Source organism: Pelomonas candidula (assembly GCF_043555985.1).
Lineage (GTDB): Bacteria > Pseudomonadota > Gammaproteobacteria > Burkholderiales > Burkholderiaceae_C > Pelomonas > Pelomonas candidula.
On the sequence record NZ_JBIGIC010000010.1, the window covers coordinates 146,000 to 169,474 of the forward strand.

19 protein-coding genes are annotated in these 23,475 nt (G+C 70.3%); 12 read left to right on the forward strand and 7 right to left on the reverse strand.

Annotated features, from left to right (window positions below; genetic code table 11):
- Positions 1-79 precede the first annotated feature (79 nt).
- From rplM to mdtD, 4 genes are all read left to right on the forward strand, one after another.
- Positions 80-508 carry a 50S ribosomal protein L13 gene (gene rplM, locus ACG04R_RS19535; protein ID WP_088482271.1) on the forward strand — a complete coding sequence of 143 codons (429 nt, stop codon included), beginning with the start codon at positions 80-82 and terminating at the stop codon, positions 506-508.
- 9 nt (positions 509-517) lie between these two features.
- A complete protein-coding gene (rpsI, locus tag ACG04R_RS19540; protein WP_394414668.1) occupies positions 518-910 on the forward strand; it encodes a 30S ribosomal protein S9 in 393 nt (130 codons plus the stop codon).
- 128 nt (positions 911-1,038) lie between these two features.
- Positions 1,039-1,401, forward strand: coding sequence for an iron-sulfur cluster insertion protein ErpA (erpA, locus tag ACG04R_RS19545; protein WP_268167289.1), 363 nt, complete (start codon positions 1,039-1,041; stop codon positions 1,399-1,401).
- A 61-nt stretch (positions 1,402-1,462) separates the two neighbouring features.
- On the forward strand, positions 1,463-2,911 hold the full coding sequence (gene mdtD / locus ACG04R_RS19550) for a multidrug transporter subunit MdtD (RefSeq protein WP_394414671.1): 1,449 nt from the start codon (positions 1,463-1,465) through the stop codon (positions 2,909-2,911).
- Here mdtD and ACG04R_RS19555 read toward each other — a convergent pair.
- Entirely contained in the window at positions 2,908-4,023 is a 1,116-nt protein-coding gene (locus ACG04R_RS19555; RefSeq protein ID WP_394414674.1) for an anhydro-N-acetylmuramic acid kinase, read from the reverse strand. The two genes, mdtD and ACG04R_RS19555, sit on opposite strands and share 4 nt — an antisense overlap.
- Positions 4,001-5,389: a M23 family metallopeptidase gene (locus ACG04R_RS19560; RefSeq protein WP_394414677.1), complete on the reverse strand. Its 1,389-nt coding sequence runs from the start codon at positions 5,387-5,389 to the stop codon at positions 4,001-4,003. The genes ACG04R_RS19555 and ACG04R_RS19560 overlap by 23 nt, the downstream gene beginning before the upstream one ends.
- A 235-nt stretch (positions 5,390-5,624) precedes the next feature.
- On the opposite strand from ACG04R_RS19560, the gene tyrS reads away from it, so the two are divergent.
- The 4 genes from tyrS (at position 5,625) to ACG04R_RS19580 (ending at position 10,213) form a co-directional block, all read left to right on the forward strand.
- A complete protein-coding gene (tyrS, locus tag ACG04R_RS19565; protein ID WP_394414679.1) occupies positions 5,625-6,851 on the forward strand; it encodes a tyrosine--tRNA ligase in 1,227 nt (408 codons plus the stop codon).
- Between the two features lie 13 nt (positions 6,852-6,864).
- Positions 6,865-7,401 (forward strand): hypothetical protein, encoded by a 537-nt coding sequence (locus ACG04R_RS19570; RefSeq protein WP_394414682.1) that lies wholly within the window; start codon positions 6,865-6,867, stop codon positions 7,399-7,401.
- A gap of 14 nt (positions 7,402-7,415) precedes the next feature.
- On the forward strand, positions 7,416-7,745 hold the full coding sequence (locus ACG04R_RS19575) for a hypothetical protein (RefSeq protein WP_394414685.1): 330 nt from the start codon (positions 7,416-7,418) through the stop codon (positions 7,743-7,745).
- Between the two features lie 110 nt (positions 7,746-7,855).
- Positions 7,856-10,213, forward strand: coding sequence for a TonB-dependent receptor plug domain-containing protein (locus ACG04R_RS19580; RefSeq protein WP_394414688.1), 2,358 nt, complete (start codon positions 7,856-7,858; stop codon positions 10,211-10,213).
- Positions 10,214-10,249: 36 nt separating this feature from the next.
- Here ACG04R_RS19580 and ACG04R_RS19585 read toward each other — a convergent pair whose 3' ends face one another.
- Positions 10,250-11,872: a diguanylate cyclase gene (locus tag ACG04R_RS19585; protein WP_394414691.1), complete on the reverse strand. Its 1,623-nt coding sequence runs from the start codon at positions 11,870-11,872 to the stop codon at positions 10,250-10,252.
- Between the two features lie 215 nt (positions 11,873-12,087).
- Positions 12,088-15,432: a S41 family peptidase gene (locus ACG04R_RS19590; protein ID WP_394414694.1), complete on the reverse strand. Its 3,345-nt coding sequence runs from the start codon at positions 15,430-15,432 to the stop codon at positions 12,088-12,090.
- Between the two features lie 129 nt (positions 15,433-15,561).
- Here ACG04R_RS19590 and ACG04R_RS19595 point away from each other — a divergent pair, with 129 nt between their 5' ends.
- A complete protein-coding gene (locus ACG04R_RS19595) occupies positions 15,562-16,662 on the forward strand; it encodes a HupE/UreJ family protein (protein WP_394414697.1) in 1,101 nt (366 codons plus the stop codon).
- A gap of 58 nt (positions 16,663-16,720) precedes the next feature.
- Positions 16,721-17,233 (forward strand): DUF3455 domain-containing protein, encoded by a 513-nt coding sequence (locus tag ACG04R_RS19600; RefSeq protein WP_394414700.1) that lies wholly within the window; start codon positions 16,721-16,723, stop codon positions 17,231-17,233.
- On the opposite strand, the gene ACG04R_RS19605 is transcribed toward ACG04R_RS19600, so the two are convergent.
- Positions 17,230-18,147 carry a 5'-nucleotidase gene (locus ACG04R_RS19605; protein WP_394414703.1) on the reverse strand — a complete coding sequence of 306 codons (918 nt, stop codon included), beginning with the start codon at positions 18,145-18,147 and terminating at the stop codon, positions 17,230-17,232. The two genes, ACG04R_RS19600 and ACG04R_RS19605, sit on opposite strands and share 4 nt — an antisense overlap.
- Positions 18,148-18,209: 62 nt before the next feature.
- On the opposite strand from ACG04R_RS19605, the gene ACG04R_RS19610 reads away from it, so the two are divergent.
- Together ACG04R_RS19610 and ACG04R_RS19615 are read left to right on the forward strand one after the other, a co-directional pair.
- Entirely contained in the window at positions 18,210-18,998 is a 789-nt protein-coding gene (locus tag ACG04R_RS19610) for a substrate-binding periplasmic protein (RefSeq protein ID WP_394414706.1), read from the forward strand.
- 90 nt (positions 18,999-19,088) lie between these two features.
- On the forward strand, positions 19,089-20,648 hold the full coding sequence (locus ACG04R_RS19615) for a methyl-accepting chemotaxis protein (RefSeq protein WP_394414709.1): 1,560 nt from the start codon (positions 19,089-19,091) through the stop codon (positions 20,646-20,648).
- 183 nt (positions 20,649-20,831) lie between these two features.
- On the opposite strand, the gene gspF is transcribed toward ACG04R_RS19615, so the two are convergent.
- Together gspF and gspE are read right to left on the reverse strand one after the other, a co-directional pair.
- The gene (gspF, locus tag ACG04R_RS19620; RefSeq protein ID WP_394414712.1) at positions 20,832-22,043 is read right to left on the reverse strand and encodes a type II secretion system inner membrane protein GspF; all 1,212 of its coding nucleotides are present in this window, start codon (positions 22,041-22,043) and stop codon (positions 20,832-20,834) included.
- A 1-nt stretch (position 22,044) separates the two neighbouring features.
- Positions 22,045-23,472 carry a type II secretion system ATPase GspE gene (gspE, locus tag ACG04R_RS19625; RefSeq protein ID WP_394414715.1) on the reverse strand — a complete coding sequence of 476 codons (1,428 nt, stop codon included), beginning with the start codon at positions 23,470-23,472 and terminating at the stop codon, positions 22,045-22,047.
- Between the last annotated feature and the right edge of the window lie 3 nt (positions 23,473-23,475).

Genomic DNA, 23,475 nt, shown 5'->3' on the forward strand with positions numbered 1-23,475 from the left:
CAGCACCGAGGCCGGAACATATTCAGCCATGCATCGCCGGCTTCCTCTTCGAGGGACCGGTACAGCGAAAGCTACTCTCATGAAGACCTTCAGCGCCAAGCCGGCCGAAGTGACGCACGAGTGGTTTGTGATTGACGCCACCGACAAGGTGCTCGGACGTGTTGCCAGCGAAGTGGCACTCCGTTTGCGCGGCAAGCACAAGGCCATCTACACGCCTCACGTCGACACGGGTGATTTCATCGTCATCGTCAACGCCGACAAACTCCGCGTCACCGGCAACAAGGCCACCGACAAGGTGTACTACCGTCATTCGGGCTTCCCTGGCGGCATCTACGCCACGAAGTTCAAGGACATGCAAGCCAAGCACCCCGGCCGCGCGCTGGAGAAGGCCGTCAAGGGCATGCTGCCCAAGGGCCCGCTCGGCTACGCCATGGTCAAGAAGCTGAAGGTCTATGCAGGTCCCACGCACCCGCACACCGCCCAGCAGCCCAAGGCTCTCGAGATCTAAGGAACGGCCATGATCGGAAACTGGAATTACGGCACTGGCCGCCGCAAGTCGTCGGTCGCTCGCGTCTTCATCAAGAAAGGCACGGGCCAGATCATCGTCAACGGCAAGACCATCGACGCTTACTTCGGTCGTCAGACGTCCATCATGATCGCCAAGCAGCCCCTGCTGCTGACGAACAACGGTGAAGCGTTCGACATCAAGGTCAACGTGCACGGTGGCGGCGAATCCGGCCAAGCCGGTGCGCTGCGCCTGGGCATCACCCGTGCGCTGATCGACTACGACGCGACCCTGAAGCCCGAACTGAGCCGCGCCGGCTTCGTCACGCGTGACGCGCGTGAAGTCGAGCGTAAGAAGGTCGGTCTGCACGGCGCTCGCCGCAGGAAGCAGTTCAGCAAGCGTTAATCGCTGCTCGACCCGGCACCGGCCGCTCCATGCGGCCGGGCCTGTCAAAAAGGCCGCTCCGTGCGGCCTTTTGTATTTGCGCCGACAATCCCCACATTCGTTTCCGTACAGATTCACAGGAGCCCGCCATGAGCGCCGTGCTTGATACCCCCACCGACATCCCCGTGCCCCTGGTCTTCACCGACAGCGCCGCCGACAAGGTGCGCGACCTGGTGGCCGAGGAAGGCAACCCGGACCTGAAGCTGCGCGTGTTCGTGCAGGGCGGCGGTTGCTCCGGCTTCCAGTACGGCTTCACGTTTGACGAGGCCGTCAATGACGACGACACGCAGATGCAGAAGAACGGCGTGACGCTGCTGATCGACTCGATGAGCCTGCAGTACCTGATGGGCGCCGAGATCGACTACAAGGAAGACCTGCAGGGCGCGCAGTTCGTCATCAAGAACCCGAACGCCACGACGACCTGTGGCTGCGGATCGAGCTTCTCGGTCTGAGCGTGCCAGCGCCCTCGTTCTGACAAAGCCGCCTTCGGGCGGCTTTTTGCATTTGTCGGCCATGACCACCACGTCGCCCCTCCCCACCGGCCCGCGGCAGGAGCAGTCGCTGCGCATCCTGCTGTGGCTGGTCGCCGTCGGCTTCTTCATGCAGACGCTGGACGCCACCATCGTCAACACCGCGTTGCCAGCCATGGCAAGCAGCCTGGGCGAGAGTCCGCTGCGCATGCAGTCGGTGGTCGTCGCCTACTCGCTGACGATGGCGATGCTGATCCCGGCCTCGGGCTGGATGGCCGACAGGTTCGGCACGCGGCGGGTCTATGTCGGCGCCATCGTCCTGTTCGTCATCGGCTCGGTGCTGTGTGCGCTGTCGCCCAGCCTGAGCGGCCTGGTGGCCGCGCGTGTCGTGCAGGGTGCGGGCGGCGCGTTGCTGCTGCCCGTCGGGCGTCTCGTCGTGCTGAAGACCTTCCCGCGCGAGCGCTTCCTGCAGGCGATGAGCTTCGTCGCCATCCCCGGTTTGATCGGCCCGCTGATCGGCCCGACGCTGGGCGGCTGGCTGGTCGAGGTGGTCACCTGGCACTGGATCTTCCTGATCAACGTGCCGGTCGGCATCGTGGGCGCGCTGGCCACGCTGCGCTACATGCCCAAGCCGCCGGTGACCACGGTGGCTCGCTTCGACCTGGCCGGCTATCTGTTGCTGGCCTTCGGCATGGTCGCGATCTCGCTGGCGCTGGACGGCCTGTCGGGCCTGGGCCTGCGTCAGGCCGCGGTGTTGGTGCTGATGATCTTCGGCCTGGCCAGCCTGACGGCCTACTGGCTGCACGCGCTGCGGCGGCCCGACCCGCTGTTCTCGCCCCAGCTCTTCCACGTCGGCTCGCTGCGCATCGGGCTGCTGGGCAACCTGTTCTCGCGCCTGGGCAGTTCGTGCATGCCCTTCCTGATCCCGCTGCTGCTGCAGGTGACGATGGGCTACTCGCCCGCCCAGGCGGGCATGATGATGCTGCCGGTCGCCATCGCCAGCATGTCGGTGAAGCGCGTGACGACACCGCTGATCACCCGCCACGGCTACCGCCGCGTGCTCGTCGTCAACACGGGCCTCGTCGGCCTGGCGATGGCCAGCTTCGTGTTCGCCGCGCCCGACCAGCCGCTGGTGCTGCGCATCCTGCAACTGGCCGTGCTGGGCGCCGTCAATTCCATGCAGTTCACGGCGATGAACACGCTGACGCTGAAGGACCTCGAGCCCGAGACGGCCAGCAGCGGCAACAGCCTGCTGTCGATGGTGCAGATGCTGGCAATGGGCATGGGCGTCGCGGCGGCAGGCGCCGTGCTGGCCGCCTTCACGGAGGTCTTCGGCAGCGGCGAGGCCCAGGCACTGCCGGCCTTCCGGGCCACCTTCGGCTGCATGGCGTTGATCACCATCGCCTCGGCCGGCATCTTCTGGCAGCTGGCGCCGCAGGACAGCCGCGCGGGGCCCGGCCGCAGTGGCGCGGAGCCCGGCGGCGAAGCCTAGGCCGGGTAGAGCGCGCCCAGCAGCCGCGGGCCTGCTGCGCCGGTGACGGCCGGCAGGTTGCCTGGCTGGCGCTCGACAAAGCGATGCGCCAGCCAGGCGAAGGCGGCGGCTTCCACCTGGTCGACGGGGAGGTTGCGCGTGGCGCTGGACTCGACCTCGACACCCGGCAGCAGTTCGGACAGGCGCTGCATCAGCCGACCGTTGCGAGCGCCGCCGCCGCAGGCGATCAGCGTGCGGGCTTGCGGCATCTGGTGCTTGAGCGAATCCGCGATGCTGCGGGCGCTCAGCTCCAGCAGCGTCGCCTGCACGTCCTGCGGCCGCTGACCGGGCGTGAGCCGTGCCTGCAGCCAGTCGAGATGAAAGAGATCCCGCCCCGTGCTCTTGGGCGGCGGCAGCGCGAAGAAGGGCTCGGCCTGCAGCACGGCCAGCAGTTCCGGCAGCACGTGGCCGGTCGCGGCCCAGGTGCCGTCGGCGTCGAAGGCTTCGCCGAGGTGGACGGCCGTCCAGCCGTCCATCAGGCAGTTGGCCGGGCCGGTGTCGAAGCCGCCGGTGCGGCCATCGGCGAACAGCAGGCTCAGGTTGGCGATGCCGCCGAGGTTCAGCACGGCCACGTCGGTGTCCGACGTGCCGAAGATGGCGCGGTGGAAGGCCGGCACCAGCGGCGCGCCCTGGCCGCCGGCGGCGACGTCGCGGCTGCGCAGGTCGCAAACCACATCGATGCCGGCCTGCTCGGCAAGCAGCGCGCCGTTCAGCAGTTGCGTCGTGTAGCCGTCGAGGCCGTCGGGGCGGTGGCGCACGGTCTGGCCGTGGGCGCCGATGGCGGTGATCTGGCTGCGCCGCGTGCCGGTGGCTTCCAGCAACTGCGACACGACGTCGGCATAGCCGCGGGCGACGGCGTTGGCGGCCAGCGCCGCGCGGTGCAGTTCGTTGTCGCCCGGCGCGTTCAGCGCGAGCAGTTCATCGCGCAGCGCCGGGGCGAAGGGCGCATGCACGTGGCCCGTGACGGCCAGCGAGGCCGCATCGAAGAGAACGCCGTCGATGCCGTCGAGCGACGTGCCCGACATCAGCCCGATGTAGAGCCGATGGGGCTTACTCGGCGCCAGAGACGCCATCCATCGTTTCCGCGACGGCCAGCTGCGTCTTCACGCTGGCGACCGTGGCCTGGAACTGCGCCCTGGCGTAGCCGGGCAGTGCCACCGCCTCGGAGGCGCGCGCGATGACGCGTGGGTCCATCAGCCGGCCACCGGCGTGGAACTCGAAGTGCAGGTGCGGACCGGTGGCCCAGCCGGTCATGCCGACGGCGCCGACGCGCTGGCCCTGCTCGATGCGTTGGCCCTTCTTCACATCGATCTTGCTCAGGTGGGCGTAGACGGTCTCGCGGTCGCCGCTGTGGTGGATCTTGACGACGTTGCCGAAGCCGTTCTGCCAGCCGGCCATCTCGACCGTGCCGTCGCCCACCGAGCGCACGGCCGTGCCGGTCGGCGCGCCGTAGTCCACGCCGTTGTGCTGGCGCCAGGTGTTCAGGATGGGGTGGAAACGCATCGCGAAGCCGCTGGTGATGCGCGAGAACTCCACCGGGCTTGCCAGGAAGGCGCGGCGCTTGCTCTGGCCGTCGAAGCCGTAGAAGCTGGCCTTGCCGGTGGCGCTGTCCTTGAAATAGACCGCCGAGTAGGTGTGGCCGTTGTTCGTGAACTCGCCGGCCAGCAGTCGGCCGGCGCCGCCGTCCCACTGAACCGGCTCGCCGTCGGCGGTCAGCGTCTCGTAGACGATGCTGAAGCGGTCACCCTTGCGCAGTTCGCGGTGGAAGTCGACGTCGTCGGAGAACATGTCGGCCATCTGCGAGGCGATGGCGTCGGGGATGTTGGCGTCGTCGGTGGCGGCGAACAGCGAGGTGCGGATGGTGCCGCTGCCGAGGGCCACCTGGGCCTGCAGCGGCGCCTGTTCGGTGCGGGCGGTGAAGCCGGCACCGTCGCGCTCGATGGTCAGGCGGGTGAAATGACTTTGCTGCTGCTCCACCTTCTCGGCCGGGAAGCGCACGACGATCTTCTGCACCTGCCCGGAGGCGTCGGCCGTCACGTGGACCATCTTGCCGGCGCGGCCCTGCAGCACGCGGCGGGCCAGCGGGTCGCTGCGCAGGAAGGCGGCAGCTGCCGGGTCGAAGGCACCGGCGCGCTTGAGCAGGCTGTCGGGCGTGTCGCTGGAGCGGGTGGCCTCGGCGCGGCTCAGGCCGATGCGCGTGGCTGCCAGCTCATCCAGCTGCGCTTCGATACTGGGCGTCTCCAGTGTCTCGACCAGCGTGCGCTTGGGCAGCGTCGCGGCGTCTGGGGCCAGCGGCGCGATGCCGAAGGCGGTCACGGCGAAGCAGCTCAGCAGGCCCACGACCGAGGCGGTCAGCGTGCGCGGATGACGGGCGGCGAAGGCCTCCGCGCTGTTGATGACTGTTTTGACTTGCTGTAGGCGTTTCTGGACTGCGGTCACGCTCGGCTTCCCGGGGTTGTCGCTGGGGCAATCCCGGCCTGGCCGGTTCCACGCGAAGAGCAGCGCCGGGTGATGGCGGGGCTGCCCTTAAAATCCATGTCGGTTGTGTTGAAACAACACCCCCGGCTCGAAGGGGTGAATTCTACCGGCTCCTGCCTACCCGGCATGCCGGTTAACCCCGATAGATCAATAACTTAACAAATTCGTCCAGCTGCCAAGCCGCTGGCGATCCGCCATGTCCGACGCTGCCCAATTTCCCATCACCGACGCCGTCCTGGAGGCGCTGGCCATCACCCGCCGCGGCGTGGAGGAACTGCTGCCCGAGGCGGAGTGGACGAAGAAGCTGGCACGTTCGGCTGCCACCGGCGTGCCGCTGCGCATCAAGCTGGGCCTGGACCCGACGGCGCCCGACATCCACGTCGGTCACACGGTTGTCTTGAACAAGATGCGCCAGCTGCAGGACCTGGGTCACCAGGTCATCTTCCTGATCGGTGACTTCACGTCGCTGATCGGTGACCCGTCGGGCCGCAACGCGACGCGCCCGCCGCTGACCAAGGAGCAGATCCAGGCCAACGCCGAAACCTACTACGCCCAGGCCAAGCTGGTGCTGGACCCGGCGCGCACCGAGATCCGCTACAACTCCGAGTGGAGCGAGCCACTGGGGGCGGCTGGCCTGATCCAGCTGGCGGCCAAGTACACCGTGGCCCGCATGATGGAGCGCGACGACTTCACGAAGCGCTTCGCGGCGCAGACGCCGATCTCGGTGCACGAGTTCCTCTACCCGCTGATGCAGGGCTACGACTCGGTGGCGCTGAAGGCCGACCTGGAGCTGGGCGGCACGGACCAGAAGTTCAACCTGCTGATGGGCCGCCACCTGCAGCAGGAGTACGGCCAGGAGCCGCAGTGCATCCTGACGATGCCGCTGCTCGAAGGCCTGGACGGCGTCGACAAGATGTCCAAGTCCAAGAACAACTACATCGGCATCACGGAAGCCCCGAACACGATGTTCGCCAAGATCCTGTCGATCAGCGATGTGCAGATGTGGAAGTGGTACGAGCTGCTGTCGTTCAAGTCCATCGCCGACATCGCTGCGCTGAAGGCCGAGATCGCGGCCGGGCGCAACCCGAAGGACGCCAAGGTCGCGCTGGCCAAGGAGATCACCGCGCGCTTCCACAGCGCCTCGGCGGCGGACGCCGCCGAGGCCGACTTCAACAACCGCGCCAAGGGCGGCATCCCGGACGACATCCCGACCGTGGAGCTGAGCGGTGCGCCGATGGGCCTGGCCCAACTGCTGAAGGCCGCCGGCCTCGTCGCGTCCACCGGCGAGGGCCTGCGCATGATCGAGCAGGGCGGCGTGCGCCGCTCGGGCGAGGTGCTGTCGGACAAGGGGCTGAAGCTCGACGCCGGCGAGCATGTGCTGCAGGTTGGCAAGCGCAAGTTCGCGCGGGTCGTGCTGAGCTGAGTCGGCCGGCCGCATGCGGTTCTTGCTTCTCGCACTGACGGTCACGCTGTCCGGCTGCGTCGTCAACAGCGTGCGGCCGCACGACGGCGGTGAGGTGCCTCCCGGCCGTGCCGTCGTCGTCTATGGCGTGACGGTCGCTGGTGCGTGGAGCTATCCCCGTTTCGGTGTGACGCTGGACCGCTACGACATCGGCGCGCAGGCCATCACGGGCGGCTGCTTCCGGTACGACCGCCTCGAGGCCACCGTACCGGCCACGCCGGCGCCGACGCGCTACTTCGCTTTCGACGCGCCGCCGGGCCACTATGTCTACAGCGCTTTTTCGCCCACGGACTTTGCCGGCCGGAACCAGGCCTTCGAGGCGCGCTCCGGCCGCGCGGTGTACATCGGCAACTTCGTGCTTGGCCGCCAGAACACCGTGACGTTGCAACGCGAGCTGGACGACGCGACGCGCCAGGCCATCGCCACCAGCCTGCCGGCGCTGGCCTCGCCGTTGCAGCCCGCGCCGCAGGTCGTGGCCAAGCCGGGCCGGCCGTTCCTGTGCACGCCCTGACGCACCGCATCCGTGTGACGCCATCCGCACCGGGCGAAGACCTGCACCGGTACGTCGACGAATGCGTGAAGCGCGGCGACCTCGATGCCGCGCTGGACCTCAGCGTCGTCGAGTTCGACGAACTGGCGCAGCTCGCCAACGTCGCGGTCACGGCGGTCGACGTGTCGGACTTCGGAATCACCGTGCACTACACGGTCACGTGGACCTCGTTCCACGCCTGTGATGACCGCACGTTCGGCGGCTCTCACGCCCGCGTGCTGCGCGGTCACCGCGAAGGCGACGCGTGGGTGTTCGGCCGCCACGAGCCGCTGCCGACACGGCAGGACATGTGCGACGAGTTCTGACGCTTGCGGCAAATCCGGATTCCGAATGACGAGGGTCGTTTTGATTCTTTGCCGGCCTTAGATCAAACACGCAAGCTGACGCGTCCTAATTCGCGTTCTGCCTGCCGTTCATGATCTTCCATCGTCTCCGTTCCATTCCCTTCGCACCCCGCCTGCTGGCGCTGGCCGCCGCAGTCGCCGTGCTGCCCGCCGCAGCGCAGACCACCGAACCCGTCACGCTGCAGCAGGTCGTCGTCACCGGCACGCGCCGCGTGGACCGCACGCTGGCGCAGTCCGAGTCGCCGGTGGACGTCATCAGCGCGGCCGACCTGCAGCGTGCCGGCACGACCGAGCTGGCCGCGGCGCTGGCGCAGCTGCTGCCGTCACTGAACTTCCCGCGCCCGTCGCTCACCGATGCGTCCGACGCCGTCCGCCCCGCCCAGCTGCGTGGCCTGTCGCCAGACCAGACGCTGGTGCTCGTCGACGGCAAGCGCCGCCACACCGGCGCGGTTGTCAACATCAACGGCACGCAGGGCCGCGGCTCGGCGCCGACGGACCTGAACGCCATCCCGATCTCGGCCATCGACCACGTCGAAGTGCTGCGCGACGGTGCCGCGGCGCAGTACGGCTCGGACGCGATTGCCGGTGTCATCAACATCGTGCTGAAGAAGGGCGCCAAGGGTGGCAGCGTCAGCGCCGAGATCGGCGCCACCGACCGTGGCGACGGCCAGCGCGGCCAGCTGGATGCCAGCCTGGGCCTGGACCTGGGCGGCGGCTGGCTGCGCCTGGCGGCCGAGGTCGGCCACCAGCAGCGCACCAACCGCGCCGGCGTCGACACGCGCGACGCCGCCGCCGAGCCGCGCAAGGGCCAGGTCAACAACCGCCTGGGCGACCCCGACAGCACGCAGAAGTCGCTGCTGGTCAACGGCCAGTTCGAGCTGGCCGGCGGCGTGCAGCTGTACGGCAACGCCAGCGTCAACCAGCGCGACACCACCAGCGCCGCGTTCTGGCGCACGCAGGCCACGGCAGCGGCCAACGGCGTCGCGTCGCTCTACCCAGAGGGCTTCCTGCCGCTGGAGGACAGCCGCACGCGCGACCTGGGCCTGGTGCTGGGCCTGCGCGGCCAGGCGGCCGGCTGGCAGTGGGACGTCAGCCTCAACCACGGCGAGAACCGCTTCGACATCGCCGTGTCCAACACCGCCAACTACTCGCTCGGTGCGGCCAGCCCGACGCGCTTCGACGCCGGCGGCCTGCGCAACCAGCAGACGCTCGTGAACGTCGACGCCTCGCGCGAGCTGGACTGGGGCCTCGCCAACCCGGTCGCGCTGACGGTGGGCGCCGAGGCGCGCCAGGAGCGCTACGAGGTCATCGCCGGCGAGCTCAACTCCTACAGCGGCGGCGGCTCGTCGGGCTTCCCCGGCTTTCGGCCCAGCGACGCCGGCAGCCACAGCCGGCATGACGTGGCGGTCTATGCCGACGTCGAAAGCCAGCTGACGAAGGACTTCAGCGCCACGGCCGCGCTGCGTGCCGAGCACTACAGCGACTTCGGCTCGGCGACGGCGGCCAAGCTGTCGGGCCGCTACGTCGTCAGCCCGGCCGTCGCGCTGCGCGGCACGCTGTCGACGGGCTTCCGCGCGCCGTCGCTGGCGCAGCAGTACTTCGCGACGACGTCCACCAACCTCATCAACGGTGCGCTGGTCGAGGCCGGCACCTTCACCGTGCCGTCCGCCGCGGCGCAGGCGCTGGGCGACACGCCGCTGAAGGCCGAGAAGTCGCGCAACGTCAGTGTCGGCCTGCAGCTGACGCCCACGCGCGACTGGCAGACGACGCTGGACCTCTACCAGATCGACATCGACCACCGCATCCTGCTGTCGGCCAACCTCTCGCTGCCCACGGCGCTGAAGAACCAGCTGGCCGCGCAGGGGCTGAACGTCAGCACCGGCCGCTACTTCACGAACGTGCTGGACACGCGCACGCGTGGCGCGGACCTCGTCAGCACGTTGCGACAGGACTGGGGCTCGGTGGGCCGCAGCGACTTCACGCTGGCCTACGGCTACACCAAGAACACCGTGCGCCGCGTGGCCGACAACCCGGCCGTGCTGACCGCCAACGGCCTGACGCTGATCGACCGCGTGACGCTGGCCCGCGCCACCGTCAGCTCGCCCAAGGACAAGCTGCTGCTCGCCGCCGAACACCGCTGGGGCGCCTGGAGCGGCCGCATCGCCGCCACGCGCTACGGCGGCTACGAGGTGCGCCAGGCCAGCGCCACCAACGACCAGATCTTCTCGCCGGCCTGGCTGGCCGATGTGTCGGCGGGCTGGGCGCAGGGGGGGTGGAGCGTCGATGCCGGTGTCGACAACCTGACCAACCGCTACCCGGACCGCGTCATCGCGGCCAACGCGGTGGGCGGCATCCTGGCCTACAGCAGCTTCTCGCCGTTCGGTTTCAATGGCCGGCAGTATTTCGCGAAGGTCGGCTACCGCTGGTGACCCCGCGGCGGGCGGGGCTGAAGGGCGCTCAAGCGCTCAGGCGTCGCGGCCCCGCTTGTCGGCGTACATGCGGTCGTCGCTGCGCTGCAGCAGCGCCTGCATGGACTCGTCCGCGCGCGCCTGCTCCAGCCCGACGCTGATGCTGACCCGCAGCCCGTCGGCGATGGCGCACCAGTCGTGCTGCTGGATGGCGGACTTCATGCGGGCGCAGACCTGCTCCGCCTCCGTCAGCGTGGCGCGGCCGAACAGCACGACGAACTCGTCGCCCGCCATCCGCGCGACGAAATCGCCGGTACGCACCGAACGGGTCAGCACGTCGGCCACGACCTTGAGCACCTGGTCGCCGACATGGTGGGAAAAGCCGTCGTTGATCTGCTTGAAGCGGTCCACGTCGATGAGCGCCACGCAGGTCTGCCGCCCCGGCTCGGTGGGCGTGGTCATGCGGGACTGCAGCTGGCGGTCCAGCGCGCGCCGGTTCGGGATGCGGGTCAGGCTGTCCTCCAGCGACAGCCGTTCCAGCATGCGTGAGCGGAACTCCAGCCGCAGGATCTGGTCGGCCGACGCACGGGCCTGCAGCTGCCATTCGGCGGCCTGGTCGCGGCTGTCCAGCGCCTCACGCCGGATGGCCTGCTCCCGCTGGTAGAGGCGGCGCAGCTCGTCGGCCTCGGCGTGGCTGTGGCCGCGCGCGCGTTCGATCGTCGCCACGACGCGGTGGCCCAGGCAGGCCAGCTGTTCATGCTCGGACTGGGTGGCCGCCGTGATCATCTCGCGGCCCAGCTCGGCGGCGAGGCCCGCATCGTTGCAGGCCCAGGCGGCCTCGGTCTCCAGCCAGCGCCGCATGCCGACCAGCCAGGTCGTGCGCCCGTAGCGCGTCTGCCAGGCATCGCACCACTGCAGCTCGGCTGCGGCGGTCTCCAGGTCGCTCGACCACGCGGCCGCCAGGCCCTTGAGCACATGGAACAGCGAGCGGGTGGCCTCCGCCATGCCCGACATCAGCCCCTCGTCGCCGTGGCGCTCGATGATTTCGGCGCAGTCCGCCAGCCGGGTATGCAGCTTGCCGAGCGGCGGGGCGATGCCGGACTCGAAGCGCAGCACCGCGAAGCGGAAGGCTTCCAGGAAGGCGAGGTTGAGCAGCGGCTGCAGCGGGCTGGCGGCCGGCTCGTCGATGTGCACCAGGTCGGCCGAGCGCTCGAAGGCGGCCTCGGCGCGGCCGAAGTCCTGCCCCCAGAAGAAGGCCACGCCGAGGTAGTTGTGCACCAGCGGCTGCAGGTGCGACAGCGGCAGCCCGTCGGACAGCCCGACCGCCAGCAGCGCGCTCTCGACGGCCTCGTCCACGCGGCCCAGGTTCGTCGCGACGTGCGCCAGCGTCGTCAGTGCCATCACCTCGCCGCCCAGGTCCTGGGCCTGGCGCAGCAGGTGCACGGCCGACTGGCCGTTGGCGTGCGCGCGCCGCAGCCGGGACAGCTGCCGGTCGCAGTCCGCCAGGCAGGCGAGGGCGCGGCCCTCGTGGAGCACGTCGCGGCTGGCCTGGGCGCTCTTGAGCACCTGGCGGGCGAGATAGGTCGCCTGGTCGATGTCGCCCACCTGCAGCGCCTCGTGCGCCCGGTGCAGCGCGATGTCGTCCTTGCCCTCGGTCACGTACTGCCCCTTCCCGTGCATGTCCGGCGGCCGCGGCGTTCACGCGCTGCAGGCGCGTTGTCGGGGCCGCGGGTCCGGATTTCCTTGTCAGCGCGCATGGTGACGGCAGTTGCCTCCCTGGCGGGGAGACGGCCCTTCGACAGGCGGCCGGAAATGATGATTCCGGCACACGCAGGCGGCCCGCTTCTCGGCTGGCCGAGCCGACGCCCCATCGAGGGGCGCCGGCGTCCAGGGTGTCAGGGCTTGACGGGCCTGAGGTAGGGGCCGGGCTTCACGACCGGCACGGGCTGCTCGGCGATCCGCTGCTTCAGCGTCGCGATCGCCGCGTCCAGTTGCGCGTCCTGGCCCAGGAAGGTGGCGCGCGGCGGGTTGTCGACGTCGATGTCAGGCGTCACGCCGACACCCTCGATGAGGACGTGGCCCTGGGCGTCCAGCTGCGCCGTCTCGGCGGCGCGCATGATGCCGTTGTCGAGCAGGCGGTTGCCGTCCGACAGCCACACGCCCGCGCCGGAGCTGCGCCGGCCGATGACGGGGCCGATCTTCAGCCGCTTGAAGCCCTCGGAGAAGGTCTCGCCGTCGCTGTAGGTGTCCTCGTTCATCAACACCACCGTGTGGCCCCGGTAGACGTTCTGCATGTTGGGGTAGACGTCGGTGCCGGCCGGCGAGCGCGGTTGCCAGAAGGCCCAGGCGCGGCGCAGCAGCTTCTCGAGAATCCAGCTGTCGATGTTGCCGCCGTTGTTGTAGCGCACGTCGATGATGAGGCCGTCGCGGTCGTTGGCGGCGTAGAACTCGCGCACGAAGTCGGCGATGTCCTCCGCGCCCATCGCCCGCAGGTGCACGTAGCCGATGCGGCCCTGGCCGGCCTGCTCCACGGTGCGGGCGCGGCTGACGCGCCAGTCGTTGTAGCGCAGCTGGTTCTCGCGCATCTGCGCCACCGGCGTGACGATGCGCTGCACGGTCTTGTCGCCCTGCTTCACGTCCAGCAGCACCTGGTGGCCGGCCTGGCCGCGCAGCAGCTCCAGCAGGTGCGGCGCGTCGGCCGTGGGCCGGCCGTTGACGGCGGTGATGACGTCGCCCACCTTCAGCCCCAGTCCCGGGGCGGCCAGCGGCGGCGCCTCGGACGGCAGCTCCGCCTCGTGGCCGTAGATGGCGTCGATGCGCCAGCCGCCGGGCACGCGCGAGAAGCGCCCACCCAGGCCGGCAAGGCCCGGCTCGTCCGCCGCGCGCCGGGTGTCGCCCGGCCCGACCTGGCTGTGCAGCGCGCCCAGCTCCGAGGCCATCTGCGCCATCAGCTCGGCCAGCTCGAAGCGGTCGGTCACGCGGTCCACCAGCGGCTCATACTTGGCGCGCACGGCCGTCCAGTCGACGCCGTGCATGTCCTTGTCGTAGAAGTAGTCGCGGTGCATGCGCCAACCGTCGGCGAACATCTGTCGCCACTCGGCACGGGGCTGGGTGGCGATCTGCCAGTCTCCCCAGCGCACGGTCTGCTTGGCGGTGTCGGCGGGCAGCTTGGGGGCCGCGTCGACGATGAACACCTCGGGCGCGCCCTGGCCCTGGTTGCGCACAAGCATCAGCTTCTTGCCATCGGCGCTGAGCGCGTAGTCGCGCACGTCGCTGGCCATTACTTCGACCGGGCCGCCCTGGTTGTCGATGGCGATGGACTTGAGCTGGGCCTTGCCGTCGAAGTTGCGGTCCAGGAACCACAGGCGCTTGCCGTCGGTACGCAGCCCCGAGAACGTGCCGGCAGGCACTGGCAGCTCGTAGAGGCGGGCGTTCAGGCCGTCGAACTCGATGGCGGGCTTGCCCTTCTCCTGCTCCTTCTTCCCGGCGGGTTTCTTGTCGTCCTTGGTCTCGGGCTTGGCCGCGGCGGCGGGCTTCTTGTCCTCGTCCGGCGTGTTGCTTGCGGGCTTGTCGGCGGGTGACTCCAGCTCGTCCTTGGCTGCGAACGGCGAGCGCAGGCCCGGCTGCAGCGCCACCGCGTAGAGCTTGCTGCGGAAGCCGAAGAACGGGCCGGTGTTGCGGTCGCCCCAGGGGCTGCCGTTGCCGGTCGTCTGGAAGTTGCGGGCGGACGCGAAGTACAGCCATCGGCCGTCGGGGCTGAAGGCGGCGCCGTCGCTGTCGTAGCGGTCGCTGGTCAGTGTGTGGGTGTGGCCGTCGGCGACGCGGTAGAGCTGCAGCTGGCTGCGGTCGGGGTGGCGCAGCGGCAGGCGCCAGATGAGGGCCTGGCCGTCGGGGCTCCAGGCCAGCAGCTGCGGCGGGTCGTCGCCGAGGCGGCCGTGGGCGATCTCGCGGGTGGCGGCCGCGGCGGGTGCGGCGGCCTTCAGGTCGGTCAGCCAGATGTGGCCTTCCTTGTCGGTGTGCGCCAGCCAGCGGCCGTCGGGGGAGGGCAGCAGGTCGCGGCGTTGCGTGGTGGTGCCGCTGGTGAGGCGCGCGGGCTGGCCCGTGCCGTTGGCGGCGAAGCGCCACACCTCGGTCTCGCCGCTGAAGTCGCACAGCGCGAACACGCTCTTGCTGTTGCTGCTGAACTCGCCCTTGCGGCAACGGCCGTCGGCCGGCTGCGGCAGCTCGGCGCGGCGCAGTGCCTGCACGCCCTGCGTGGCCAGGTGGCCGCGTGCGGCCAGCAGCACGCGCTCGCCGTTGGGGGCGAACGAGATGTCGGTCAGGAAGTCCTGCGGCCGCTTGATCCAGCGATCGCGCTGCTGGTCGAAGTCGCCGCCCAGCGCGATGTCGAGCTTCCTGGGTTCGGCGGCCTGGGCGAGGTCGACAAGGTAGAGGTCGGCCCCCAGCGCGTAGGCCACGCGGCTGCCGTCGATGCTGGCGTGGCGGATGTCCCAGCCCTGGTGCCGCGTGTGCTGGCGCAGGTCGCCACCTTGCGCGTTGACGCTCCAGAGGTTGACCGTGCCGTCGCGGTCCGACAGGAACGCGATGCGGTCCTCGCCGCCGACGCGGTAGGGCATCGGGCGGCGGTCGTTGTTGCCTTCGGCCAGCAGCGGCTTCGCCTCGGCGCTGCCGGTCAGGTCCAGCGACCACAGCCGTGCGATGGCGCCGCCGCGGTACTGGCGCGCGTTGTCGCTGCGCAGGCCGTTGCGCGTGAAGTACAGCGTCTTGCCGTCGGCGCTCAGTGCGCCGTCGCTGGCCTGACCCACGGGCAGCTGGCGGCGCTGGCCGGTCTTCGGGTCCAGCGCGAACAGCTGTGCGCCGGGGCGGGCGTCCAGGCCGGTGTAGACGACTTCACCGGCGGCGCTGAAGCCCCACACACGCATGCCGCCGCCTTCCCACGTCAGCCGCTTCGGCGGACCGCCGGCCGTGGGCATCAGGTAGATCTCGGTGCCACCGTCGTACTGACCGGTGAAGGCCAGCCAGCGGCCATCGGGCGACACGGCGGGCTGGCTTTCCAGGCCGGGGTGCGTCGTCAGGCGCTGGGCGTCGCCGCCTTGTGAGCTGACCCGCCACAGGTCGCCTTCGGCGACGAGATAGACGGAGTCGCCCTGCAGGGCGGGCTGGCGGTAGAAGCCGCTGGTGCCGGCCCAGGCGCTTGTGGCGCACAGGGCCGCGAGTGCGGCAAGGCGGAATCGGGGCATGGGTTCTCCTCGGGGAGCGCGGATTGTGTTGCCGCAGGGAAGGGGGGCGATTCGTCACGCCGGGTGAATCCCGAGGCCGGGCGGGCTGGCAAGATGCCCGTCTCTTCGCTCTCGAACGGAACCCGATTTGTGATCCGCGGGCTCATCCTGCTGCTGCTTTGCACCGCTGCCTGGGCCCACCAGGGTAGCGAGGGCTACCTGTTTTTCCGTGTCGACGGCGCGGACGTCGAGCAGCGCCTGGACCTGTCGCTGCGCGACCTGGATCGCGATCTGGGCCTGGACGCCGACGGCGACGGCACGCCGAGCTGGGACGAGGTGAGCGCGCGCTGGCCCGACATCGAACGCCTGGCCGCCGAGGGCTTGAGCTTCACGGCCGACGGTGCGCCGTGCATGCTGCTGCGCCGCGACCCACCGCAGCTCGGCGAGCACAGCGATAGTCAGCACGCGGTGCTCGTCAGCCACTGGCATTGCCCGGCCCCCGTGCGCGAGCTGCAGATCGACTACCGCGTCTTCGCCCGCACCGATGCCAGCCATCGCGCGCTGGCGCGCCTGGCCGGTGCGGCGGGCGAACCGCTGGTGCTGGTGCCTGGCGCCGGCCCGCAGCGGCTGGGCATCGAGGGTCGAGGCCTGGCCGGTTTCGTCGTTGAGGGCATGGCCCACATCGCCAGTGGGCTGGACCACGTGCTGTTCCTCGTCACCCTGCTGCTCGTCGCCGTGTGGCGGCGCGACGGCGCGGGCTGGGCGCCGCGGGCCAGCGCGCGCAGCGCGTTCGTCGAGACGCTGAAGCTCGTCACCGCGTTCACGGTGGCGCACTCCATCACGCTGGGCCTGGCGGCCAGCGGCGCCATCGCCCCGCCGTCGCGCTGGATCGAATCGCTGATCGCGCTGACCGTGCTGCTCGCCGCGCTGGACAACCTCCACCCCATCGTGCCCGGCCCGCGTTGGGCGATGGTGGGCATGTTCGGGCTCGTGCACGGCGTCGGCTTCGCCGGGCCGCTGACGGACCTGGGCCTGCGCGGGACCGAACTGGTGGGGCCGTTGCTGGGCTTCAATGTCGGCGTGGAACTGGGCCAGCTCGGCGTCGTCGCGCTGCTGCTGCCGGTGGCGCTGGCGCTGCGCAACCGCGCGGCCTACCGTCGCTGGGTCGTGCCGGCCGGCTCCAGTGCCATCGCCGCGCTGGCGGCGCTGTGGCTGGCCGAGCGCAGCCTGACGCTGCAGCTGCTGCCCTGATGCACCGGCCGCCTGGCCTCTTCCTAGAATGACTTTTTTGCGTCCCGAAAGGCGACCCATGCGTGCAGCCCTCGTCTTGCTTCCCGCCCTCGGTCTGGCGGCCTGCGCCACGGCGCCCATGCCGCCGCAGGTGCCCGGCGCTTTGCAGCCGCCCGCGGGGCAGACGCTGTACCTGGAGGCGCTGGCGCGGGGTGTGCAGATCTACGACTGCGCGGCCAAGCCTGATGGCAGCGGCCTGGCCTGGACCTTCCGCGCGCCGGAGGCGAATCTCACCGACCGCGCCGGCAAGCCGCTGGGCAAGCACTACGCCGGGCCGACCTGGGAGGCCCTGGACGGCAGCCGCGTCGTCGGCGAGGTGAAGGCGCGCGACCCCGGGCCGACGCCGGCCACGGCCATCCCCTGGCTGCTGCTGGCGGCCAAGGGCCACGACGGCAGCGGCGTGCTCGCCGAGGCCAGGAGCATCCAGCGCGTGGCTACAGTCGGAGGCGTCGCGCCGCCAGCGGAGTCCTGTACGGCTGCCGGCCAGGAGCAGCGCGTTTACTACACGGCGACCTACCTCTTCTACCGCTAGGGCCGCTGCCCGCGGGCGAGCGTGCTCGCGACGCCGGCCGCCACCTGGCCCGCCGGCACGTGCGCGGCGGCGCTCTCGACATGGCCCACCTGGTCGTCGAAGAAGAAGTCCGGCTCGAACTCGCGCAGGAACTCGCCCTTGGCCAGGCCGCCCAGGAACATGGCCTCGTCGACCTCGATGTCCCAGTCCATCAGCGTGCGGATGGCGCGCTCGTGCGCCGGCGCGCTGCGCGCGGTGACCAGCGCCGTGCGCACATGCATGCCGCCGCCGGGGGACTGCTGCAGCCGGTGCAACGCCTCCAGCACCGGCTTGAACGGCCCGGCCGGCAGCGGCAGGTGGGCGCGCTGCAGCTCGTGCTCGCGGAAGGCCGCGAGGCCGTCGCGCTGGAAGACCTGCTCGGCCTCGTCGGAGAACAGCACCGCATCGCCGTCGAAGGCGATGCGCAGCTCGCGCGGATGGGCGGCGGACGCGCGTGCGGCCTGCGGCATCACGCGCGCGGCGGCCACGCCGGCGGCCAGCGCCTGGCGCACGTCGCTCTCGTTGGTGGACAGGAACATCTGCGCACCCAGCGGCCGCAGGTAGCGCCACGGCGATGCGCCGCGCGTGAACACGCCGCGCTCGATGGCCAGGCCGTAGTGCTTGGCCGAACGGAACACGCGCATGCCGGAGATCGGGTCGTTGCGCGACAGCACCACCACCTCCACCTGCGGCGGCCCGCCGGCGTTGAAGCCGAGCAGCTTCTGCACCAGCGAGAAGGCCACGCCGGGTGGCGCGGGCTCGTCCAGGCGCTGCTGCTGCAAGGCCATGTAGGCATGGTCGTCGCCGGCCTCGAACACCTCGTTCTCGGCCTCGAAATCGAACAGGGCCCGTGACGAGATCGCGACGACGAGTTGACCGGTGAGCGTGGCAGGCATGGGCGGCATTGTCGCGGGCTCCCACCTCGGCCTAGGATGCACGTCTTCGGGAGAGAGAAGCGTTGAAGCGCAGACACTGCCTCGCCGCGTGTGCCGCCCTGGCCGGGCAGGCCCGGGGCCAGGGCTTGCGCCCGCTGGCCATCGGCTTCGACGAGGGCAGCCTGCCGACGATGTACCGGGCTGGCGCGCAACCGGCCGCGCGCGGCATCTATCCGGCGCTGGTCGGCCTGGCTTTCGCGGCGCTGGGGCGGCCCTGCGAGCTGCGGGCGCTGCCGTTCAAGCGCCTGCTGGCCGACGTGGACGGTGGCCAGCTGCTGGCCGGCGCCGTCATCCGCACGCCGGAGCGCGAGCAGCGCTGGCTGTTCAGTCAGGCCTATTTCCTGGAGCGGCTGTCGGTCTACTCGGCCGGCGTGCCCTTTCGCGGCCTGGCCGATCTGACCGGCAAGCGCGTCGGCGTCATCCGCGGCTGGTCCTACGGCGAGGCCTTTGATGCGGCGCGTCGGCTGGGCGACTTCCACTGCGAGGAGGTCTCGGCCGATGAGCACAACTTCGCCAAGCTGCTGCGCGGCCGCCTCGACTACGTGGTGGCCACCGAGCTGGGCGGTCGCATGCTGCTGGAATTGCCGGCCTTCGAGAGGCGCATCGCCAGCGGTGCCGCCGCGCTGGGCGTGACGCCCATCCATCTCGCGTTGCCACGCAGTCACGAGGGGGGCGCGGCGCTGCTGGCGGCCTTCAACACCGCCGTCGAGCAGTTGCAGCGGGACGGCCAGGTCGAGCCGCTGGTCGCGCGCGAGATCGCCGCGGCGGCCGAGTTGGTGCGGGGGCGCGGCGGTGTGGCGTCAATTGCGTGACGCATTTCGCGAATCTAGGGTTTACCCTCTGTCCGGGCTGGTGCGCAGGCGCACCACGGCGGAACATGCGTGGTTTTGGGAGTGCTCGCGATGACTTCGTTCTCTGCTGCCCGCCAGGGCTCCATCGGCCGCCGGCTGGCGCTGGTGCTGTCCTGCATCCTCGGCCTGTCGGTGTTCAGCAGCCTTGTGGCCGTCTGGCAGCTGCGCGCGCTGGGTGCCGAGGTGGAGGACATGCTGGAGCGCAGCCTGAAGGTCGAGCGCGCCGCGGTGGACTGGATGCGCAACACCAGCTCGGGCGTGCAGCGCGCTGCGGCCATCGCCAAGAGCAGCGACCCCTCGTTGATCGAGTATTTCGCGCCAGCCACCGCGGCAGCCATCAAGGAGACCAGCGAACTGCAGAAGCAGATCGAGACCGCGTTGGACTCTCCCGAGGAGCGTGAGTTGTTCGCCCGCATCGGCGAGCAGCGCAAGGCCTACCTGGCCGCACGAGAGGAGGTCAGCAAGGCCAAGAAGGCGGGTGATGCAGAGGGCGCTGCCAAGCTGTTCGCCGACCGTTTCGAGCCGGCGTCCAAGACGTATCTCGATGCCGTCGCCAGCCTGGCCCAGCGCCAGCGTGAACAGCTGGACGCTTCGGCGCGGCAGGTCGAGGCGCTGCGCGAGCGCACTGTCTGGCTGCTGGTGGGCTGCACGGCGCTGGCGCTGGTGGCCGGCATCGCGCTGAGCGTCGTGTTGACGCGCGGCATCACCGGCCCGCTGCGCGAGGCCGAGCGCTCGGCCCGCGCCATCGCCGACATGGACCTGACCGGCGAGGCCCAGCGCCACTACGGCAACGACGAGACCGGCCAGCTGCTGCGCGCCATCGACGCGATGCGTGACGCCCTGCGCCGCGCGCTGCAGGAGGTGCGCAGCGTTGTCGACAACATCTCCACGGCCAGCGCGGAGATCGCGACCGGCAACCTGGACCTGAGCAGCCGCACGGAGCAGGCCGCGTCGAACCTGGAGGAGACGGCGAGCGCGATGGAGGAGCTGACGGGCACCGTGCGGCACAGCGCCGACTCGGCCGCTCAGGCCAACCAGCTGACCGGTTCCGCGGCCGACGTGGCCCGGCGCGGCGGCAACGTCGTGGCCCAGGTGGTGAACACGATGACCGATATCCAGCAGTCCAGCCACAAGATCGGCGACATCATCGGCACCATCGACGGCATTGCCTTCCAGACCAACATCCTGGCGCTGAATGCGGCGGTCGAGGCCGCGCGTGCCGGCGAGCAGGGCCGCGGCTTTGCCGTCGTGGCCGGCGAAGTGCGCACGCTGGCCCAGCGCAGTGCCGAGGCGGCGCGCGAGATCAAGGCACTCATCGGCGCCAGCGTGGATCGCGTCGAGGCGGGTTCGCGTCTCGTGGCGGACGCCGGCAGCACGATGAACGAGATCGTCGACAGCGTGCAGCGCGTGACCGACATCGTGGGCGAGATCAGCACGGCCACCCAGGAGCAGAGCCAGGGCATCGGCCAGATCAACCTGGCCGTGGCCGACCTCGACAAGATGACGCAGCAGAACGCGGCGCTGGTCGAGCAATCCACCGCCGCCGCCGAAAGCCTGAAGGAACAGGCCAGCCGCCTCAGCAGCGTCGTCGCCACCTTCCGCTTGAACTGAGGCTCCCGGTCCGAGCGGGACCTTGACCACGTGGAACGACTTGGGAGCCGCCCGGTGTTCGGCCCGAAATGCCCGATGCGCGCGCGGCGCCGCATCCCTTCCAGCGACTCCCACTGATCCGGCTTCGCCGGTCAGTCGGGAGTGCCCCTTGAGGGGCCGCAGCTCCGCTGCGGTAGGGGTGGTCTACTTGACCCAGGTGTTGAGCTGGATGATCGGCAGCAGCACCGCCAACACGATGAGCAGCACGACGGCGCCCATCGCGACGATGAGCAGCGGCTCCAGCAGCGTGGCGGCAGCCATGGAGCGGCGGGTCACTTCCACGCTGAGCTGACGCGCGGCGCGGCCCAGCATCTCGGGCAACTGGCCGGTCTGCTCGCCCAGGCGCGCGAACATCGCCAGGATGCCGGGGAAGCGCTTCTTGCCCGCCAGCGCCGAGCCCAGCGGCGCACCTTCGCGCACCTGCACCAGCGCATCCAGCGCGTCGGCCTGCATGGCGCGGTTGGACAGCGTCTCGGCCGCGGCCTGCAAGGCTTTCAGGATGGGCACGCCGGCGCCCGCCAGCATGGCCAGCGTGCCGGCGAAGCGCGCCGCGTTGTAGCCGCGGGCCAGGCGGCCCAGCAGCGGCAGGCTCAGGATGCCGGCGTCGAAGCGCAACCGGAAGGCCGGTGCCTTCAGCGCCTGGCGCAGCAGCAGGCCGCCGGCGATCAGCGCGATCAGCATCGCCCAGCCCCAGTGGCGCACGAAGTCGCTGATGGCCAGCATCGCAACCGTCAGCGCCGGCAGCGCGCGCTTGGAGCTGGTGAACACGGTCGCGATCTGTGGCACGACGTAGGTGACCAGGAAGATGACGATGAAGACCGAGATCAGCGAGACGATGGCCGGATAGGCCATGGCGCCGACGAGCTTGGACTTCAGGTCCTGGCGCTCCTCCAGGTCGTCGGCCAGCTTCTCCAGCACCTGGCCCAGTGCGCCGCTCTGCTCGCCGGCCGAGACGACGCCGCGGTAGACGTCGTCGAACTCGCGCGGCGCTGTGGCCAGCGCGCGTGCGAAGGCCGAGCCGGCGTTGACCTCGGCCTTGAGCTGGCTGATGAGCTCGCGCTGCCGGGTGTCCTCGCTCTCGTCGGCCAGTGCGGTCAGCGCGCGCTCGATGGGCAGGCCCGAGCCGACGAGGCCGGCGAGCTGGCGTGTCCAGACGGCCAGTGCGGTCGCGCTGAACACGCGGCGCGCGAAGCGGCTGCCTTCCTGCGCGCCGTGCTGCTGCACCACCTCGATGGACAGCGGCGTGATGCCCTGGGCCCGCACGGCGGCACGCGCGGCACGCGGGTTGTCGGCCTCGATCAGGCCGCTGGTCTGGCGGCCGGAATCGGTGAGGGCTTCGTACTTGTAGGCGGGCACCTTAGCCTTCCCGGGTCACGCGCAGCACTTCTTCGAGCGACGTCACGCCGGCCTCGATGAGCCGTTCGCCGTCCTCGCGCATCGAGCGCAGGCCGTTGGCCGTGGCGGCCGCCTGCAGCTGGCTTTCCGGCGCACGGTTGTGGATGAGGCCGCGCACGGCTTCGTCGGCCACCATCAGCTCGTAGACGCCCGTGCGTCCCTTGTAGCCGGTCTGGCCGCAGGCTTCGCAGCCGACGGGGTGCCAGCGACCGTGGTCGTCCTGCGTCTTGCAGACGGGACACAGCCGACGCACGAGTCGCTGGGCCAGCACGCCCAGCAGCGAGCTGCTGAGCAGGAAGGGCTCGACGCCCATGTCGGTCAGCCGCGTGACGGCGCTGGGCGCGTCGTTGGTGTGCAGCGTGGCCAGCACCAGGTGGCCCGTGAGGGACGCCTGGATGGCGATCTGCGCGGTCTCGTAGTCGCGGATTTCGCCGATCATGATGACGTCCGGGTCCTGGCGCAGGATGGCGCGCAAGGCCTTGGCGAAGGTCAGGTCGATCTTGGCGTTGACCTGGGTCTGGCCGATGCCGGGCAGCTCGTACTCGATCGGGTCCTCGACGGTCAGCACGTTGGTCGTGCTGGTGTCGACGGTCTGCAGCGAGGCGTACAGCGAGGTCGTCTTGCCCGAGCCGGTCGGGCCGGTGACGAGCACGATGCCGTGCGGCTGCTGCACGAGCTTCTTGAACGCCGACAGCACATGGCCGTCCATGCCCAGGCCTTCGAGCGTGAACTTGGATTCGCTCTTGTCCAGCAGGCGCAGCACGGCGCGCTCGCCGTGGGCGGAAGGCAGCGTGGACACGCGCACGTCGATGGCGCGGCCGCCGATTCGCAGCGAGATGCGGCCGTCCTGTGGCAGGCGCTTCTCGGCGATGTCCAGCTCGGCCATGATCTTCAGGCGCGAGATCAGCGCCGCGTGCAGCGCGCGGTTGGGCTGCACGACCTCGCGCAGCGTGCCGTCGACGCGGAAGCGCACCGAGCTGCTGCGCTCGTAGGGCTCGATGTGGATGTCGCTCGCGCCGTCCTTCGCGGCCTGCGTCAGCAGCGCGTTGAGCATGCGGATGATGGGCGCATCGTTGGCAGCTTCCAGCAGGTCTTCCACGGCGGGCAGGTCCTGCATCATGCGCGACAGGTCCACCGCGCTCTCGACCTCGCCGACGACGACGGCCGCGCTGCTCTCGCTGCCGGCGTAGGCCGCGTTGATGCGTGCCATCAGCGTGTTGGCGGGCTCCGCTTCGAGGCGGTCCACCGAGTACTGGCGCTGCACCTCGGACAGCGTGGCCCAGCCGACTTCGGGCGGCATCCACAACGTCAGCGCACTGCCGTCGTCTTCCAGAAGCACGCAGTTGGCCTTCGCGAAGGCGTAGGGCAGGGGGTGGCGGTTGGCGGCCATGGG